The sequence below is a fragment of the Caulobacter sp. AVps16 genome, assembly GCF_058681455.1.
Genome location: NZ_CM178739.1, coordinates 3723052 through 3739053, shown reverse-complemented (window position 1 = coordinate 3739053; position 16002 = coordinate 3723052). Strand labels below are relative to the sequence as shown.

The following is a 16002-nucleotide window of genomic DNA, read 5'->3' as shown; positions in this document are numbered from 1 at the left end:
AGCCTCTCACCCCTGGGGTTTGTCTTGGGCGGCGGGAGCCATCAGGCCCTCGCCCACCAGCCAGGCCTGGTAGGTGCCTGGCCCGCTGGCCAACGGATCCGCGAAAGCCGCCCGCAGGTCGCCGCGGGCGCGATAGAGTTCACGATGGGATTTGGCGATCTCACGTCCGTCTTCATAGCGGCCGAATGCCCAGTATCCGGCTGGAATGCGCGGATCCGTGGCTTCCGCGATCAGGCGCTTGTACCAGTTCCAGATCTCGTAGACTTCGTAATTGTCCTTGGCGTAGCGGCGGGTCATCTGATCGCCGACGGGACCGAGCTTGGTGAAGTGCCAGAAGCGGATCGGCGAGCCATTGGCCGTGATTTTGCCGTCGCGACTGATGGCGATCCGCCGGTGGGCAATGTTCCAGCTGGCGATGTTATAGGCCGGATCGCGCAGGATCTTCACGTTCTCGAAGAACGACGGCACGTGGTCACACCAGCGTTGATCGACGAACAGGCCGTTGGGAATGTCGTCGTAACAGAAGCTCAGCAGGCGATCGTTCCACCACTTCGCGAAACGAAGACCCTCGCCCCGGCCACGGACGGCCACGAAGCCGAGATTGTAGATGCCCGTCTTCAGGGCCGAAACCTCGTTGTCCAGAATGGCCCCGTGCGACTCTTCCGGGTGCAGCAGGTGGGGCGTCAGGATGATGTCGCTGGTCTCCAGCATCTCGACCAAGGGGTCCAGGCGGTCGAGCAGGGCCGTATCAGGATCGAGATAGATGCAGATATCGGCGCCCTTTTGCAGCGCCTGATGCATGAAGGGCCCCTTTACCGCCGTGCACACCTCGATCACGTCGTGCTTGAACAGCCAGGCCTTGAAGTCCGGAATACCCAGGTCGTCGGCATAGACCAGGGTGTCGAAGTCCTCCTGCGACGGATCCCAGTTCAGGGCCGCCGGCGGCCGATCCGTGACCAGGGCCACAAGCTCCCATTCGGGATGGCGCGCTCGCAGGGTCTTGAACAGTACCCGCGCGCGATTGAGATAGGAGAAGGTGAAGCTGGAATAGCAGACGACCTTCATCGGGCCACGCCCTTCGCCATCAGGTCGGCAGTCATGCGGCTGAAGGCCAGGTCGAATCGTTGCGGCTTGCGCTTCGATCTTGCCAAGGCCAGGGCCTCGCCATCGCTGAACAGGGCAAAGAGTTCGTCCTCGTTGGCCACAACACGCCCGCGTTCGCCGGCCTCGCCCGCCCGGACAAAGTGCGGCACATTGCCCGCATCCGGCAGGGTCAGGACCGCAGCCCCGGCCGCCACCGCCTCATAGGCCGTGAAACAGAAGGTCTCCGGACAGAGCGACCAGATCACGGCCACATCGAGCTCAAGGGCCTCGGCGGCTTCCGCCATGCTGCGGCCGCCGGGGCCGCCGACCTTCTCGAAGGTCGCGCCGCTGGCCTCATCCGGTGAAAAGCCCAGATGCAGGAAATGATACCGCGGGTCGCTCCGGAAGGCTTCGACAAGACGGGCAAAGACCGGCCAGCCCTTGTGGTCGGCAGGCATGCCCAGGAAGCCGACGCGCAGCGGCGCACTCTTCGCGCGCGCCTTGGCCGGGCGAGCGGCACTGCGGGGTTCCAGCACGGCATGAGGCAGGACCCGCACGGCCTTGGCGGCCCTGGGATAGGTCTTGCGCCACAGCGCCAGGGCAGCCTCGGACGGTGCCACTGCGGTCAGCTCGAAGGCGCGGAAGAAGTCGCCATGCTCTGCCAAATGGATCTGTCGCCGTTCGCCATACACACAGATGCCGCAGGCCTGGCTTTCCGGCGGCGGCGCGCCACAGAACACAACGTCATTCCGCAGCAGGGCATAGTTGCTGCAGACACTGGCGAAGTCGTGGATCCAGAAGAAGCCCTTGCGCAGGCCGGCGGCCTTCAGAATGGCGGTGATGGCCGGGATCGAATGGCCCAGGAAGCTGTGGACCGCGAAGGTCGCCCGGCTGACCCGGCCCGCCAGCAGGCGGGCAACAGCCCCGGCTGCATACAGGCCGACGCGCTCGCCATTGAGCAGCACACCGACCAGCGGCTGGTCGCTTTCGACATCGATCACCGGCGAATGGGACGCCGGATAGAGATGCAGCCGTGGCCGGCCCGTCTCGGCGACGGCTTCAGCTTCACGCGCCAGGCACAGCTGAACGCCCCCCAGGCTGGCCGTGTAATCATCATGGCTGACCGTGATGTGCAGGCCGGCCAGCGAGCCCGCCGCCGTCAGTTTGGCCTCAAGGTCGGCGACCGGCGCGGCCTCGACCTTGCGAGCGGCACTACGGGCCCAGCGCACTCGATCCTCGAGCGTCGGACTGTTCTTGAGGATGTCATAGCGAAAGCCGTAATCGTCCTTCAGCGGACGGCCTTCCAGACGGCCTGTGATCACATAGTGCTCGAAGGGATTGACGCCGGCCGACTTGATGTCGGGATTCACGGACAGATAGACATCCATGATGAACCACGGTGCCGGACTGCGGCCCTCGCTCCATCCCTGCTCCATGAAGTGCTGGAAGGGATCGATCCCTGCCTCAGCCACATCAGGGTACCGTTTCAGATAGAAGGTCGCATCGAAAGCGTCCCGAACCGGATTGGCCGCTGCAGTCTCGCCTTGCCCCGTCATCGTATTCCTTCCCGAGGCTCCGCCAAACTCGAAGCGCGCCGCCCCGGGCGCTTGTCGAACATGCCAGCTTCTTTCGGTGTTTCGGCCAGTCGAGGTCAATAGCTTTCATAGGACGCGGGCATTGCAGGCTGAATCGCCGTGCCATTGCCCGCAATCCCGTCTGGTCCTATTCGAATGGCCTCAGCACCGCAGGGACAAGACATGTCGGGCACAGTGGCAGGGCCGATCGAAAGCGCCAACCAGATCGACCTTAGGGCCAAACCGCGCCATCCGCCGCAGGTGACGGGCCTGGGCAATCAGATCGTGATCGGTGAAGGCGCGGAGGTGGAGTCCCTGATCGCCATTACCGGCGACGACAACCGCCTGATCATCGGCGAAGCCAGTCGGGTTGCAGGCTTTGCCACGATCGGCGCCGGCACCGCCCTTGCCGATCCCAAGCAGGCGGCGGCGGCAAACCTGATCATCCAGGGACGCGGCAACATCGTCGAGATCGCGCCAGATTGCCGGCTGGGCGCGAACTTAACCCTGGTTGGCGACAACAATCACTTCCGCCTGGGCCATGGTTGCATCCTCAATGGGTTCGTGAACCTGCTGAGTCCGGAGGGCTCGGTACTCACCGTGGGTCCCGGCACGACCATGGTCCAGGCCTCGATCCAGCTGCACGAACAGGGCGAGATCACGTTCGGAAGGGACTGCATGGTCTCGTCCCAGGTCTATGTGTCCCTGAGCGATATCCACCCGATCTATGATCGGGCCACAGGCGAGCGGATCAATGCCGCAGCCTCGATCCGTATTGGCGACCATGTCTGGCTGGGCTTGCGCAGCATGATCATGAAGGGCGCGACGATTGGCGACGGAGCGGTGGTCGCTGCCGGTGCCATTCTGTCCGGGCAGGCCCCGGCCCACGCCGTCATGGCCGGCATCCCGGCGCGCCTCGTGCGCCGAAATGTCGTCTGGCGCCGGGAGCTTTCCGAGGGTCCGCCCGAACCGGTGATTGACGATCCTCCAGCCCGCAAGGGTTGGTGGCCCCTGGGCCGTCGCCAGGGCCGGACCGGTTAGGGCGGCGGCGGCGGTTTGACCCCCTGCCGGCAACGTGCCAGTGACGAAGCCCGTGGCTGGCTGGGTTGAATGACACGAAATGGCTAAGACAAGCACGACGGCGGAGGCTCTGCGCCAGCAGGTCCTCGACGATCCCAACCTCAACTCGGTCGATTCCCTGGGCAAGATCCTGCGCATGATGGCGCAGTGGCGAGCGACCTTGATCGCCCGCACCTACATTCAGCACCACGGTTTGAAGATTTTTTCCGGGCCGTTCGAGGGCATGGAATATGTGCCCTACGCCACCGAGGGCTGCCTGGTTCCCCGCCTGATCGGTTGCTACGAGTCAGAGCTGCATGACGACCTGCTGGCCTTTGCGCAGTCCGGTGTCGACACCGTCGTCGATATCGGTTGCGCCGAAGGCTACTACGCCGTGGGCCTCGCCCGCCTGATGCCCGGAGCGACCGTCCACGCCTTTGACATCGACGAAAAGGCCCGCCGGGGCTGCGCCGATCTGGCCAGGCGAAACGGGGTCGAGGGTCAGGTGGTCATCGGCGGTGAGTTCGTCGGCGAGATGTTCGAAAACTTTGTCGGCAAGAACACCCTTGTTTTCATCGACGCCGAAGGGTTCGAGGACGAAATCATGCTTCCCGATCTCTATCCGGGACTGAAGACGGTCAATATCATCATGGAAACCCATCCGGCTTTCATGCCGGGCGTGGTCGAGCGGATGCTCGAGCGCTTTGGCCCGACCCACGAGATCGCCATTCGCCGGCAGGGACCCAAGACCATGACCTTGCCGCCCTGGCTGCAGAAGCTGGGCCACCTTGACCAGTTGATCGCTGTCTGGGAATTCAGGGCGACCATGACGCCCTGGCTGGTGATGAGGCCAAGGGCCTAGATCATCACCTCCAGCCCGCCTGCCGTCCTCGGAAATCCGCCCATGAGAGTTGTTGTCACCGAAGCGCTCCGGGAGCTGGCGCGAACCCACCGCATTTTCAGCCCGACCGCGGACCGGCTCTGGCCGCTCGGGGCCACACTGGTCGTGGGCCGGGATGCGATCATCGAGCCCTATACCCATCTGCTGGGAGGGTTCCTCGTGCCGGCGCGTTTCGGAGCCTTCACCTATTCGCATTCGGCCTTCGACATCCACACGCGGATTGGTCGCTACGGATCGATCGCCTGGGGCGTCAAGCTGATGGGATCAGCCCATCCGCACCAGTGGGCCGCCATGCACCCCTTCTCCCACAACCCGGGGCCGCTTCCGGGGCTTGGGGCCTATCTGGCCGATGTCGGGGCCGCCCCCCTTGAACCCTTTGCCTTCGCCCAGCGCCCGGCCGCCGTGATGATCGGACACGACGTCTGGATCGGGAATGAGGCCAGCCTCCAGCGCAACATCACGATCGGCCACGGTGCCGTGATCGGTGCCCAGGCTGTGGTGACCAGGGATGTGCCGCCCTATGCCATTGTCGCCGGATCACCCGCCCGGGTCATTCGCTACCGCTTTGAAGAGAGTCTGATCGAGGACCTGCTGGCGAGCGAGTGGTGGCGCTACGGGCCCGATGTCCTGCAGGCGCTCGATGTTCGCGACCCGGCCGGGTTTCTGGACCGCCTGCGCGAACGCGAGGCACGGGGCGACGTGAGCCCCATGGACCTGACGCCCCTTACCGGCGAGGCGATCCTCCAGGCCTGTGCCGCCGACTGAGGCGAGCGCCCGGATCTCTGCCGTGCTCGACCTGCCCGGTCAGGCTTTCGCGCCTGCCGGGGCCTGAGCCAAATGGTCCGGTGCCTATCGCGCCAGGACCTCGTCAATGAGATCCAGCCAGGCGGGAACCCCGACCGTGGCCCGGTCGAAGCGCTCAAGAGCGGTCACCCGAGCCGCCGCTCGCAATGGGGCATAGGCCGCCGGGTCCTGGCAGATCTCGACCAGCGTATCGGCAAGGCCTGCGGGGTCGAAAAAGTCCCGCAGCAGACCGTTGACGCCGGGGGTGATCGCGTCGTGCAGCGGTGCGGTATCCGACCCCACGATCAGACATTCGCAGGCCATGGCCTCGACGAGTGACCAGGACAGCACGAAGGGATAGGTGAAATAGACATGGGCCGCTGAGATCGACAGCGCCTTGACCATCTCGCCATGCTCCACGGCCCCGGTGAAATGCACCCGGCTCAGGTCCAGCCTGTCGCCGACCTCGGCCAGCATCTTGGCCTTCCAGGTCTGGCCATCGGGCAAGGCACCGCCATAGACTTGGGGGCTGTCCTTGCCGATCAGCAGGACCTCGACCTCGGAATTGCGCTCAAGCACGGACGGCAGGGCCCGCATGAAGGTGTGAAAGCCCCGCAAGCGCTCGAAATGCCGGTTGATAAAGGTGATGACCGGCTTGGTGCCATCCAGCACTCGCCCATCGGGGAGCTTGAACCTTGCATCCGGTATGCGGCGCGCGCGATCCAGATCGACGCCCTCGTGGACGATCCTGACCCGCTCCTGCAGGCCGCGTGGCAGGAGGGAAGCCTGGAAGGCCGTCGGGCAGACGATCATGTCGGCCTCGCAATAGGCCAGGGCCAGCCCCATGTTCTTGGCGTGGATGCGGAAATCCGAGATCGGCGTCGAGCGTTCGAACTCGGGATCGAAGTTCACGTCCGCGCCCTGCGAGCGATAGAAGAACTCGCCAAACAGCATCTGGCGCGCCTGGGGAAACACCTCGCGAAGCTGCAGGGTCTCGCCCCAGCCCGGATGCCCGATGATCAGGTCTGGAGTGAAGCCATCAGCCTTCAGCTTCAGGGCCGCCTCGGCGGCCGCATGACCGCGCATCAAGTCGGCCTCGGCGCGGGTGGCGGCATCGAAGAGTCCCGGTGTTGAGCCGCGGGACAGGGTCCAGCGCCGGACATCGACGCCCGGCCGGCCCTTGATGCCAGACCCGCCGATCGCCGCCACCTTGTGGCCGCGCTTCAGGACGGCGTCAGCAATATGCGGAAACTGGCCCGGGAAATTCTGGTGCACGAAAAGTATTCGGCTGGCCGCCACATCGCCCTCATTGATCTGCCGCCCCCGTTCTTGGTCACGGTCGCGCAGGGCGTCAATGGCGTAGGTTCGCGGGCGGGCCTGCGGCCCAAGCTGGACGAGCGGCCTGCAAACCTCCTAAACCGCCCTTGGGCGTTGTCGGCGCATGCGGCGCGCCGTCCCTGTGCGAAAGGCCACTTCCTTGACGTCTCGTCTGGCGATCTATCACCCGGCCGGCCGGATCGGCCTTGGCGAAAACGTCTTCGGCAAGGATGTCGCCAATCTCGAACTGTTCCGGGCCATGGTTCAGCATGGCGGCCATGACCAGGTCGACTTCCTGACCCACGCACCGGTCCAGGCGGGGGATCTCCTGAAGAGCCTGGTTGGCGACCAGGCCTGCGCCACCCGCATCACCACCGCGAGCATCCTCAACCAGGGCGTTGCGGCGGCGGCCGGAACGCTTCTGCGCGGGGGCCCGCGCCTGGAGGAACTGGCCTGGCAGAGGCGGCGCAGCGTCGGCGACCGCGCCTTCAGCCTGATCGGCCTGATCCACACCATCGCCCCGCCCATGATGCGCCAGGACATCGCGATGGCGTCGGTAGCGCCGACCCAGCCCTGGGACGCCCTGATCTGCACGTCACCCTCGGTGCAGCAGGCCATGGAGACCATGTTCGACGACTGGTGCGAGTTCCTGGGGGAACGTTTCGGCACCGGCAAGCGCCTCATGCGCCCCCAGCTGCCGCTGATCCCGCTCGGCGTCGACGGCCCGGCGCTCGGCGCGGCCGCAGCGCGCGCCGATGTCCGCTCGGCGACACGGGCGGAGCTGGAGATCGGCGCAGAAGACATCCTGGTTCTGTGGGTGGGTCGACTGTCCTTCTTCGAAAAGGCCTTCCCGCAGCCGATGATGCGGGCGGTCGAGGAGGCTGCCAGGGCGACCGGGAAGCGCGTTCATTTCGCCATGGCGGGATGGTTTCCGAACGGCGCCGATGGCGAGCGCATGTATCGCCAGGCGGCTGCGGCCCACGCCCCATCGGTCGACTTCCACGTCGTTGACGGCAATGACCGCCAGCGCCTTGGGGACCTCTGGGCGGCCTCGGACATCTTTCTGTCGCTGGTCGACAATATTCAGGAGACCTTCGGCATCACGCCGCTGGAGGCGATGGCTGCCGGTCTGCCCGTCGTGATCAGCGACTGGGACGGCTATCGCTACACCGTACGCGACGGCCAGGAAGGGTTTCTGATTCCCACCCTCGGCGGGCCTGAAAACGCGCTGTCCGACGAGATGGTCGCCGGCCACGATTTCGGGCTCAAATCCTATCAGCAGTATGTCGGGGTCATTGCCCAGCACACCGCCGTCCATGTCGGACGGGCCGGCCAGGCGCTGTCCGACCTCATCCGCTCGCCCGACCTGCGTCGCCGGATGGGCGAGGCCGGCCAGCGGCGAGTGCGCGATGCGTTCGACTGGCCGGTCGTGGCCCGACAATACGCCGATCTGGCCCGGGAGCTGGCGGCGGTGCGGGCCGCCTCCGCAGACCCGCGCCCGCGTTCGACCCTTAATCCGGTCAAGGGTGATCCCTTCCGCAATTTCGCGGGGTTCGCGACCCAGGTCCTGTCGCTCAAGAGTAGCCTGACCTTGCGTCCCGGCGTCGATGTGGACGATCTCAAACGCGCCCAGACCATCGAGCTGGACATGTTCGCAGCCAACTGGCGGGGCAGCCATGAGGAATGCCAGCAGGTCTTCGCCCACCTGGCCGACGGTCGGGCCGCCACCACCGAAGACCTCCTGCTCCTGTTCCCGATGCCGCGCCGGCGAGCGGTCCAGCTGAGCCTGCTCTGGATGGCCAAATGCGGCTTCCTGGAATGGCTCTGATCGCGCCCGGCCTTGAAACCCCGGTGCACAGCCTCCACCTCTGGCCTGCGCCGTCGGGCCGTTGCTGATCCCAGGACGAACCGGCGGACGAAGTCGCTTAAGCGAAGGACTTCGCCATGAACCGGACTATTCTGTTCGACAGCCCCTTCCTGCTGGGTTTCGAACATACCCGAGACCTGATTGAACGCGCCGCCAAGGCCGCGTCAGAGAGCTATCCGCCCTATAATGTTGAGCAGGACGAGGAAGGCCGCGTCCGCATCACCCTGGCGGTGGCCGGATTTTCGCCGGATCAGCTGCATGTGACGGTCGAGGGCGGCCAGTTGGTCGTGGCCGGCAAGCGCGAGTCCGAGGCCCGACCCGAAAGTGATCGGGCCTTCCTGCACCGCGGCATAGCGGCGCGCGGCTTTGTCCGGACCTTTGTGCTGGCCGAAGGCATCGAGGTCATGGCGGCGACCCTCGAACATGGGCTGCTGCACATCGACCTGGCCCGGCCGCGTCCGGAGCGACAGGTCAAACGCATTCCCATCCGCTCAATCGCCTGAATCTCGCCGGCTTTTTAATGTCTGTTTTGTAGATCGGCCCCAGGGTCGGCCAAGCCGGGCCGACGCCGAGCCGTTCCCTATCCCAGGAGGTGGTCAGCCATGACGCCTGTTACCCACGACCCAGCCTTGACAACCGAAGCCTTCGCCGCGCTTGGCGGGCCCGACATGGTCTATGTGCGCCCCATCACGGCGGCGGAGATTCTGGCCGACGCGCCCGCCGGTACGGGCCATGACTTCGATCTGAGCCCCAACCAGGTTCTCTATGCCGTCTGCCGCGCCGACGGCGCGCGACTGGCAGTCCTGGTCGATCGCGACACGGCGATCGCCGCCGCCCTGGCCCACGAACTGGCCCCGGTTTCAGTCCACTGATCTGCTGAGAGGCTCGGCGGGCTTCAGGCCGCTGAGCTGGCGGCTTCCTGGGCCAGCAGGATATGCACGGCATCCGCCGAGCGAGCCTGGCGAAGTTGCTCGCGGAGTTCAGGCTGCCGCATCATGCGCGAGACCCGGGCCAGGGCCCGCAGGTGCTGGGCATTGGCATCCCGCGGCGCAAATAGGGCCACAAGAAGGTCGACAGGCTTGTCATCGACGGAATCGAACGCCACCGGGGTCTCGAGACGGACAAAGACCGCGCGCACGCGGTCGAGGCCATCAATGCGGGCATGGGGAATGGCCACGCCCTGTCCGACGCCGGTCGAGCCGGCCGCTTCGCGCTCCAGCAGGCCTTCGAGCACCGGCTCCGCATCGACCCCAAGCACCCGCGCCGCAACATCGGCGATCACGCCGAGCACCTGACGCTTGCCCGGAGCACTGACGCGCAGCGCCACCGCCCCGGGTTCCAAGAGATCGCCGATAGTCATGGACTTAAACGCTCACTTGCTGTCGGTCACCGCAACGCCATCGTCGAGGGCCCTCCAGAACGACCAGGATCCTGACAGGATCCCGTTAGCTCGCGGTTGACCCGTTCCCGTTCAGCGACTTGGTGCGTTCGGGATCGATCCAGCCGATATTTCCGTCTGGTCGCCGATACACCACGGACAATCCGTCATGGGCGGCGTTCCTAAACACGATTGCCTGGGACTCGGTCAAGTCCAGTTCCATGACAGCCATGGAAACAGTCATTATCTTCAAAGAGGACTGGGTTTCAGCGATGATCATGGCCGAAGGGGCACCGGCCGGGTGGGCCTCATCGCCGCCCCAGTCGTCGTCCTCGTGATCATCCACATCCGGTGCGCGCAGCACATACATCGCGGCATTTTCAGCCTGCTTTGCGGTGGCCGCGATCGAGTGGCTTTTTAATCGTCGTTTGTAACGCCTGATCCGGGTCTCGATCTTGGCCAGGGCGGCGTCGAACGCCGCATGGGCGTCACCGCCCGCTCCATGGCTGATCAGTTGCTGGCCCGAAGCCAGCTTTACCGAACAGTCGGCCCGGAAGGCATGGCCCTCCTTGCTGATGACCACGTCGGCATGGCCGCCGCGGTCAAAATACTTGCCGATGCTCAGGGTGATTTCGTCGGAGACTCGCGCTCGCAGAGCCTCACCAACGTCGACATGCTTGCCGGAGACTTGGACTTGCATGCCCTAACAACGCGCCTCTCCGGAGGCGGTGTCAAGCGCCGTATGGAGATCAGAAAAAGCTCGAAACCAGACCGATGATCCGCTGGACTGCAGCCACCACCACACCGGCGCTGACGAACAGCAGGCCCAGGCTGACCAGGGCCATCAGATAGCCCAGAAGGGCCAGCAACCCGTCCCTCTGCAACAGGGCCAGGGACAGGATCGCCACCGTCGCGCCGGGAGCCAGATTGCCCAGGGGGATGGGCAGAATCAGGACCAGGGCCAGCAGGGTGCAGACCACGCCGATCATCCGTTCGCCCAGTGGGGTGAACAGCCAGTCCAGGCGCGGACGGGTGATCATCTCCATGCGCTTGACCACGGGTGTCAGTCTGCGGAACAGGCCGCGCAGGCCATCGCGCTTGAGGGGACGGTCGAGCATGCCCCGGGGCAGCCAGGGCGCATCGGCCCCCAGGGCGACTTGCGGGGCCAGCAGCAGGATCGGCAGGCTGAGCACGGTTGAGGAGCCCGGCGGCAGGGGCAGGCAGTTCAGGGCCCCGAACACCAGCAGCATGGCACCGAAAGCGCGGCTGTCGAAGGCCTCCAGCATCTGACCGACGGTCAGGATCGGACGGGTATCCTCGCCAAACCCTTCGATCACATCCGCTAGGCTATCGGTCGACATGCTTGCTCCTGCTGCTGGAGCCTATAACGCACGACCCGACAACGGGTGATGAAGATCGCCGGACCTGCCGTTCTGCTCAGGCGGTTTCCTTGATCAGGCGCCGGCGCTCCACGGACGAAGGGATCCGCATGGCTTCGCGGTACTTGGCGACGGTGCGCCGGGCGATGTCGACTCCGGCGGCCTTGAGGATCTCGACGATGGCATCGTCGGAGTGGACATCCTTTTCGGCCTTCTCGGCCTCGACCAGGCCCTTGATCTTGTGCCGCACACTGGCGGCCGAATGGGCCTCGCCGCCCTCTGACGACTGGATGGCCGAGGTGAAGAAGAATTTCAGTTCGAACACGCCGCGCGGCGTAGCGATGTACTTGTTGGAAGTGACCCGGCTCACCGTGCTCTCGTGCATGCCGATGGCGTCAGCGACGGTCTTCAGGTTCAGCGGCCGCAGGTGCTCGACACCGAAGGCCAGGAAGCCGTCCTGCTGGCGGACGATCTCGCTGGAGACCTTGAGGATGGTCTTGGCCCGCTGATCGAGACTTTTGACCAGCCAGTTGGCCGTGGCCATGCAGTCGGACACGAAGGTCTTTTCCTGGTCCGTCCGCGCGCCCTTGGCGACCCGGGCGTGATAGCGCTGATCAACCAGAACGCGGGGCAGGGTGTCGGTATTGAGCTCCACATGCCACATGCCGCCCAGGCCCTCGCGGACATGGACGTCGGGCACCAGGGTCTCGGCGGTGTCGCTGGCATAGGCCGCGCCGGGTCGGGGGTTCAGGGCGCGGATCTCGCCGATCATCTCCCGCAGGTCTTCCTCATCGACACTGCAGGCCTTGCGCAGACCGGCCATGTCCCGCCGGGCCAGCAGCTCGAGATTGTCGAGCAGAGCAGCCATGGCCGGGTCGTAGCGGTTCTGGTCCTTGAGCTGCAGGGCCAGGCATTCGCGCAGGTCGCGGGCGCAGACGCCGGTCGGCTCGAAGCCCTGGACCACGGTCAGGACCCGCTCGACCAGGGAGAGGTCGCAGCCCAGGCGATCGGCCGTCTCGACCAGGTCGAGGCGCAGATAGCCGCCCTCATCGACCCCATCGATCAGGATCGTCGCCACAAGCTGTTCACCGACCGACAGGCCGGACTGGCTCAGCTGGCCCTGCAGGTGCTCCGACAGGGTCGGAACCGCAGTCAGGGCCCCTTCATAGTCGCCGTCATGGTCGAAGGAGCCACCGCCTCCGGCCCGCGACCAGTCGATCTGGCCACCGGCCTCACCGGCCTGTTCACCATCGCCGGTCGCGCGCTCGCCGGGCGAAACCTCGTCCGGGGTGGCATCCATTTCATGATTGGCCGAGCCTTCGGCCACGACATCGACGCCCAGATCGCTGGCCAGGGGCTCGCGCTCTGCCTCGGACGCGACTTCGCTCTCTCCCTCATCGCGTTGCAGGAGCGGATTGCGCTCCAGCTCGGCCTCGACGAAGGCGTCGAGCTCGATGTTCGACAGCTGCAGCAGCTTGATCGCCTGCTGCAGCTGCGGGGTGATGACGAGGCCCTGGCCTTGCCTGAGCTCAAGTCTGTGGCTGAGCGCCAATGCGCCCTCCTGGGCAAATCGAACAAAGTTTCGATCGCCATTGAAAGGCCAAGGAGGTTAACGCCTCGCCAACGCCTGCAATTATCGGGCCGGTGCGACCTTGCGACGTCGCACGCCCGCAGCACCCGACCCCTGCAGCGGGGCGACGTCGGGAGTCAAGTATTTGAATTTATAGCAGAAATGCTTAGACGCGCTCGGCGAAATGATCGCCGAGATAAACCCGGCGCACTTCCGGATCGTCGACAATTTCCTTCGGCGAGCCCTCGAAAAGCACCTCGCCCGCATGAATGATCGAGGCCCGGTCGATGATGTCGAGGGTCTCGCGGACATTGTGGTCGGTGATCAGGATGCCGATGCCGCGGGCCTTCAGATAGCCAATAACCTCGCGGATGTCGGCAATGGCCAGGGGGTCGATGCCGGCAAAGGGTTCGTCCAGCAGCATGAAGGACGGTTCGCTGGCCAGGGCGCGGGCGATTTCCACCCGCCGCCGCTCGCCGCCCGACAGGGCCACGGCCGGTGACTTGCGGATATGGGTGATCCGCAGTTCCTCGAGGATGTTGGTCACCGTCTCGGCGGCGGCGCGCGGGTCCTTCTCGCGCATCTCGACCACAGCCATGACATTCTGCTCGACCGTCATGCCCCGGAAGATCGAGGCTTCCTGCGGCAGATAGCCGACGCCGAGGCGGGCGCGCTGGAACATGGGCTGGGCGGTGATGTCTTCGCCGTCCAGATAGATCGAGCCGTAGTCGGCGGCGATCAGGCCTGTGATCATGTAGAAACAGGTGGTCTTGCCCGCGCCATTCGGCCCTAGCAGGCCGGCGACCTCGCCGCGCTTGAGGCGCAGAGAGACGCTCTTGACCACCGGGCGGTCGCCAAACGACTTGCCGATGGCGTCGACGAACAGGCCGTCAGCTTCGGGGCGATCGGCATCGCCAAGGGGCGTCATCTTCATGCGATCGAGCCTAACGGTTGGCCGGAGCCGGGGTCTGGGACTTTTCGGGATAGATCACCGAGCGCACCCGCCCGGTCTTGCCCCGCCCCTTGGCGCTGGATTCCAGCTTCACGTCATTGGTCTTGGTATTGACCGTCATCCGGTCGCCACGGGCCACGTCCTGGCCGCGCACCACGATGACATTGCCGGTGATGACGATGGTGTCATTGGCATAGGTGAAGACGGCATGGTCGCCCCGGACCGTCTGGTCCTGGTTGACGAAATAGACGTCGCCGTCGGCTTCCACATGATCGACATCGCCACAGCCGTTCGACCCGGGCTGGGCCCCCGGCTTGCGGGTCGAATAGGCATTGACCACGCTGGCGCGCAGCCGGCTCTTGTCCTGAAGCATCTCGACATTGCCGCGGAAGATCGTCCGGCACTGGCTGTTGATGTTTTCCTGCTCGTCCGCAGATATGTCCACGGGCGCGCTGGAGTCGTTGATGCTCTGGGCGAAGGCCGAGCCGCTCGCCAGGATCAGTGCGGTCGCCGCCGCTGCCATCCAACGCTGCATCAAGTCAGAGTCCTTATCTGCGAAGCACGGCCATGCCGCGCGCCTCTACTTACTTCCGTTCGAGCCGGGTGCGAACCCCACCCCTGAAAACGACCCGGTCGCCCTTGTCATATACGGTGTAGGCGTTGGATTTCACCTGCCCTGTCGGACCTTCGCCCAGCATGGCCGTTTCACCACTGATATTTCCGGTCCGGGTGTCGACCACCGCCTCTTCCGACGCGAAGCGATAGCCGGACCCATCATCGATGCGGACATCGCCACTGAGCGACAGCATCATCGTATCCTCGCGATAGATCCCCGACTTCGCCGTCACCCGGCTGGGCTGGGGCTCGTCGAAGCCGAGGGTCAGGGTTGGCGCATCGAGCCGGACATTCTGCATGTCATTGTCGTCACGCAGGGCCGACCGCGCGGTGATCATGAAGCTGCGGCCGTCGCCGGACTGGCCATAAAACCGCGGCGAGATCATGCGGATCTGGGTCTTGGCCTCTGCCGGAGGACGGGCGGCGGCGCGCATCGAGCGCCAGGCCACCTGGCCGGCCACGCCGACCAGGATCAGGCCGATCACGGCCGGCAGCACAATCCGCATCAGCCGGACGCGACGCGAACGCTGACGCCACCGACCCAGATCCCGGGCGATCGGTCGTCCTGGCATGGTCGCGGCGGCCGTCACGGTCAGGTGTGCGCGAAAATGTCGACCTCTTCCCAACCGGCCAGATCGAGGGCGGCACGGTGAGGCAGGAAGTCGAAAGCGGCCTGGGCCAGGGGCATACGTCCCTCGCGCACCAGCATGGCATTGAGCCGATCACGCAGCCCGTGCAGGTGGAGCACGTCGGAGGCGGCATAGGCCACCTGTTCGGGGCTGAGGCTGGCAGCTCCCCAGTCCGAGCTCTGCTGGGCCTTGGACAGCTCGACGCCGAGCAGTTCGCGCGTCACGTCCTTGAGGCCATGACGATCGGTATAGGTGCGGGCCAGCTTCGAGGCGATCTTGGTGCAATAGACGGGCGCGGTCATCACCCCGAGATGCAGCAGGAACATGGCAATATCAAAGCGGCCGAAGTGGAACAGCTTCAGGACCGTCGGATCGGTCAGCAGGCGCTTGAGGTTCGGCGCGTCATAGGTGGTCCGGTCCAGCTGGACCAGATGGGCGTCGCCGTCACCAGCCGACAGCTGCACCACGCAAAGCGGGTCTCGTCCCAGGCGCAGGCCCATGGTTTCCGAATCGATCGCTACCGCCGTCGCGCCGGCAAAGGTGCCGTCGGGCAGGTCGCCCACATGAACAAAATTGGCCAAGGTCTCAGAGCTCTCCGGCGACAGGCCTGAACGACAGACGTCGCCGAGGCTCGCGTGCCCGAACGGGTGCGCGCGACACTATAATCACGATGAAAGAGATATCTATTCGGAAGGAACTATCGGCGCCACCCCGACCTTCTTACGAAGGTTGGTAGGGGGTGGTGCCCAGGAGAGGACTCGAACCTCCACGACCTTTCGATCACTGGCACCTGAAGCCAGCGCGTCTACCAATTCCGCCACCTGGGCCCGCAGAGCGATCCGTGGATCGCCGCGAGGCCGGGACGTTTAGGGAAAGGTTTTGATGCCGTCAATCG

The 16002-nt window shown here is 65.2% G+C and carries 17 protein-coding genes and 1 tRNA gene; 6 read left to right on the top strand and 12 right to left on the bottom strand.

The window, feature by feature from the left end; translation table 11 throughout:
* Window positions 1-6: 6 nt before the first annotated feature.
* On the bottom strand, window positions 7-1065 hold the full coding sequence (locus tag ACW17U_RS17980; RefSeq protein WP_492054236.1) for a hypothetical protein: 1059 nt from the start codon (window positions 1063-1065) through the stop codon (window positions 7-9).
* The gene (locus ACW17U_RS17975) at window positions 1062-2639 is read right to left on the bottom strand and encodes a glycosyltransferase family protein (RefSeq protein ID WP_492054235.1); all 1578 of its coding nucleotides are present in this window, start codon (window positions 2637-2639) and stop codon (window positions 1062-1064) included. The genes ACW17U_RS17980 and ACW17U_RS17975 overlap by 4 nt, the downstream gene beginning before the upstream one ends.
* Before the next feature lie 201 nt (window positions 2640-2840).
* On the opposite strand from ACW17U_RS17975, the gene ACW17U_RS17970 reads away from it, so the two are divergent.
* The 3 genes from ACW17U_RS17970 to ACW17U_RS17960 all read left to right on the top strand — a co-directional run bounded on the left by ACW17U_RS17970 (window position 2841) and on the right by ACW17U_RS17960 (window position 5382).
* On the top strand, window positions 2841-3698 hold the full coding sequence (locus ACW17U_RS17970; protein ID WP_492054234.1) for an acyltransferase: 858 nt from the start codon (window positions 2841-2843) through the stop codon (window positions 3696-3698).
* 79 nt (window positions 3699-3777) lie between these two features.
* Window positions 3778-4578: a class I SAM-dependent methyltransferase gene (locus tag ACW17U_RS17965; protein WP_492054233.1), complete on the top strand. Its 801-nt coding sequence runs from the start codon at window positions 3778-3780 to the stop codon at window positions 4576-4578.
* Between the two features lie 42 nt (window positions 4579-4620).
* Entirely contained in the window at window positions 4621-5382 is a 762-nt protein-coding gene (locus tag ACW17U_RS17960; protein WP_492054232.1) for a CatB-related O-acetyltransferase, read from the top strand.
* An 84-nt stretch (window positions 5383-5466) separates the two neighbouring features.
* On the opposite strand, the gene ACW17U_RS17955 is transcribed toward ACW17U_RS17960, so the two are convergent.
* Window positions 5467-6675: a glycosyltransferase gene (locus ACW17U_RS17955; RefSeq protein WP_207205007.1), complete on the bottom strand. Its 1209-nt coding sequence runs from the start codon at window positions 6673-6675 to the stop codon at window positions 5467-5469.
* 202 nt (window positions 6676-6877) lie between these two features.
* On the opposite strand from ACW17U_RS17955, the gene ACW17U_RS17950 reads away from it, so the two are divergent.
* From ACW17U_RS17950 to ACW17U_RS17940, 3 genes are all read left to right on the top strand, one after another.
* Entirely contained in the window at window positions 6878-8545 is a 1668-nt protein-coding gene (locus ACW17U_RS17950) for a glycosyltransferase family 4 protein (RefSeq protein ID WP_492054231.1), read from the top strand.
* Between the two features lie 116 nt (window positions 8546-8661).
* On the top strand, window positions 8662-9087 hold the full coding sequence (locus ACW17U_RS17945; protein WP_062150557.1) for an Hsp20 family protein: 426 nt from the start codon (window positions 8662-8664) through the stop codon (window positions 9085-9087).
* Between the two features lie 99 nt (window positions 9088-9186).
* Window positions 9187-9456 carry a DUF1150 family protein gene (locus ACW17U_RS17940; RefSeq protein WP_492054230.1) on the top strand — a complete coding sequence of 90 codons (270 nt, stop codon included), beginning with the start codon at window positions 9187-9189 and terminating at the stop codon, window positions 9454-9456.
* 23 nt (window positions 9457-9479) lie between these two features.
* On the opposite strand, the gene ptsN is transcribed toward ACW17U_RS17940, so the two are convergent.
* The 9 genes from ptsN to ACW17U_RS17895 form a co-directional block, all read right to left on the bottom strand.
* Complete coding sequence (gene ptsN / locus ACW17U_RS17935; protein ID WP_062150562.1) at window positions 9480-9944, bottom strand: PTS IIA-like nitrogen regulatory protein PtsN; 465 nt, start codon at window positions 9942-9944, stop codon at window positions 9480-9482.
* Window positions 9945-10029: 85 nt separating this feature from the next.
* The gene (gene hpf / locus ACW17U_RS17930; RefSeq protein ID WP_062150565.1) at window positions 10030-10662 is read right to left on the bottom strand and encodes a ribosome hibernation-promoting factor, HPF/YfiA family; all 633 of its coding nucleotides are present in this window, start codon (window positions 10660-10662) and stop codon (window positions 10030-10032) included.
* 49 nt (window positions 10663-10711) lie between these two features.
* On the bottom strand, window positions 10712-11323 hold the full coding sequence (locus ACW17U_RS17925) for an exopolysaccharide biosynthesis protein (protein ID WP_492054229.1): 612 nt from the start codon (window positions 11321-11323) through the stop codon (window positions 10712-10714).
* A 76-nt stretch (window positions 11324-11399) separates the two neighbouring features.
* On the bottom strand, window positions 11400-12893 hold the full coding sequence (rpoN, locus tag ACW17U_RS17920; protein ID WP_492054228.1) for an RNA polymerase factor sigma-54: 1494 nt from the start codon (window positions 12891-12893) through the stop codon (window positions 11400-11402).
* A gap of 184 nt (window positions 12894-13077) precedes the next feature.
* On the bottom strand, window positions 13078-13839 hold the full coding sequence (lptB, locus tag ACW17U_RS17915) for an LPS export ABC transporter ATP-binding protein (RefSeq protein WP_166504369.1): 762 nt from the start codon (window positions 13837-13839) through the stop codon (window positions 13078-13080).
* A gap of 16 nt (window positions 13840-13855) precedes the next feature.
* On the bottom strand, window positions 13856-14398 hold the full coding sequence (locus ACW17U_RS17910; RefSeq protein WP_492054227.1) for an LptA/OstA family protein: 543 nt from the start codon (window positions 14396-14398) through the stop codon (window positions 13856-13858).
* Window positions 14399-14447: 49 nt separating this feature from the next.
* Complete coding sequence (gene lptC / locus ACW17U_RS17905; protein WP_062151809.1) at window positions 14448-15050, bottom strand: LPS export ABC transporter periplasmic protein LptC; 603 nt, start codon at window positions 15048-15050, stop codon at window positions 14448-14450.
* A 20-nt stretch (window positions 15051-15070) separates the two neighbouring features.
* Window positions 15071-15688, bottom strand: a complete 618-nt coding sequence (locus ACW17U_RS17900) for a ribonuclease D (RefSeq protein ID WP_492054225.1) — start codon at window positions 15686-15688, stop codon at window positions 15071-15073.
* Window positions 15689-15847: 159 nt separating this feature from the next.
* Window positions 15848-15934: transfer RNA gene (locus ACW17U_RS17895), tRNA-Leu, on the bottom strand.
* Window positions 15935-16002 lie beyond the last annotated feature (68 nt).

Bases quoted from the DNA above. Each gene is read 5' to 3' on its own strand.
- ACW17U_RS17975 (WP_492054235.1), bottom strand. From the start codon at position 2,639: ATGACGGGGCAAGGCGAGACTGCAGCGGCCAATCCGGTTCGGGACGCT.
- ACW17U_RS17960 (WP_492054232.1), top strand. From the start codon at position 4,621: ATGAGAGTTGTTGTCACCGAAGCGCTCCGGGAGCTGGCGCGAACCCAC.
- ACW17U_RS17980 (WP_492054236.1), bottom strand. From the start codon at position 1,065: ATGAAGGTCGTCTGCTATTCCAGCTTCACCTTCTCCTATCTCAATCGC.
- ACW17U_RS17910 (WP_492054227.1), bottom strand. From the start codon at position 14,398: ATGCAGCGTTGGATGGCAGCGGCGGCGACCGCACTGATCCTGGCGAGC.
- ACW17U_RS17970 (WP_492054234.1), top strand. From the start codon at position 2,841: ATGTCGGGCACAGTGGCAGGGCCGATCGAAAGCGCCAACCAGATCGAC.
- ACW17U_RS17945 (WP_062150557.1), top strand. From the start codon at position 8,662: ATGAACCGGACTATTCTGTTCGACAGCCCCTTCCTGCTGGGTTTCGAA.
- ACW17U_RS17965 (WP_492054233.1), top strand. From the start codon at position 3,778: ATGGCTAAGACAAGCACGACGGCGGAGGCTCTGCGCCAGCAGGTCCTC.
- lptB (WP_166504369.1), bottom strand. From the start codon at position 13,839: ATGACGCCCCTTGGCGATGCCGATCGCCCCGAAGCTGACGGCCTGTTC.
- lptC (WP_062151809.1), bottom strand. From the start codon at position 15,050: ATGCCAGGACGACCGATCGCCCGGGATCTGGGTCGGTGGCGTCAGCGT.
- ptsN (WP_062150562.1), bottom strand. From the start codon at position 9,944: ATGACTATCGGCGATCTCTTGGAACCCGGGGCGGTGGCGCTGCGCGTC.
- ACW17U_RS17940 (WP_492054230.1), top strand. From the start codon at position 9,187: ATGACGCCTGTTACCCACGACCCAGCCTTGACAACCGAAGCCTTCGCC.
- ACW17U_RS17925 (WP_492054229.1), bottom strand. From the start codon at position 11,323: ATGTCGACCGATAGCCTAGCGGATGTGATCGAAGGGTTTGGCGAGGAT.
- hpf (WP_062150565.1), bottom strand. From the start codon at position 10,662: ATGCAAGTCCAAGTCTCCGGCAAGCATGTCGACGTTGGTGAGGCTCTG.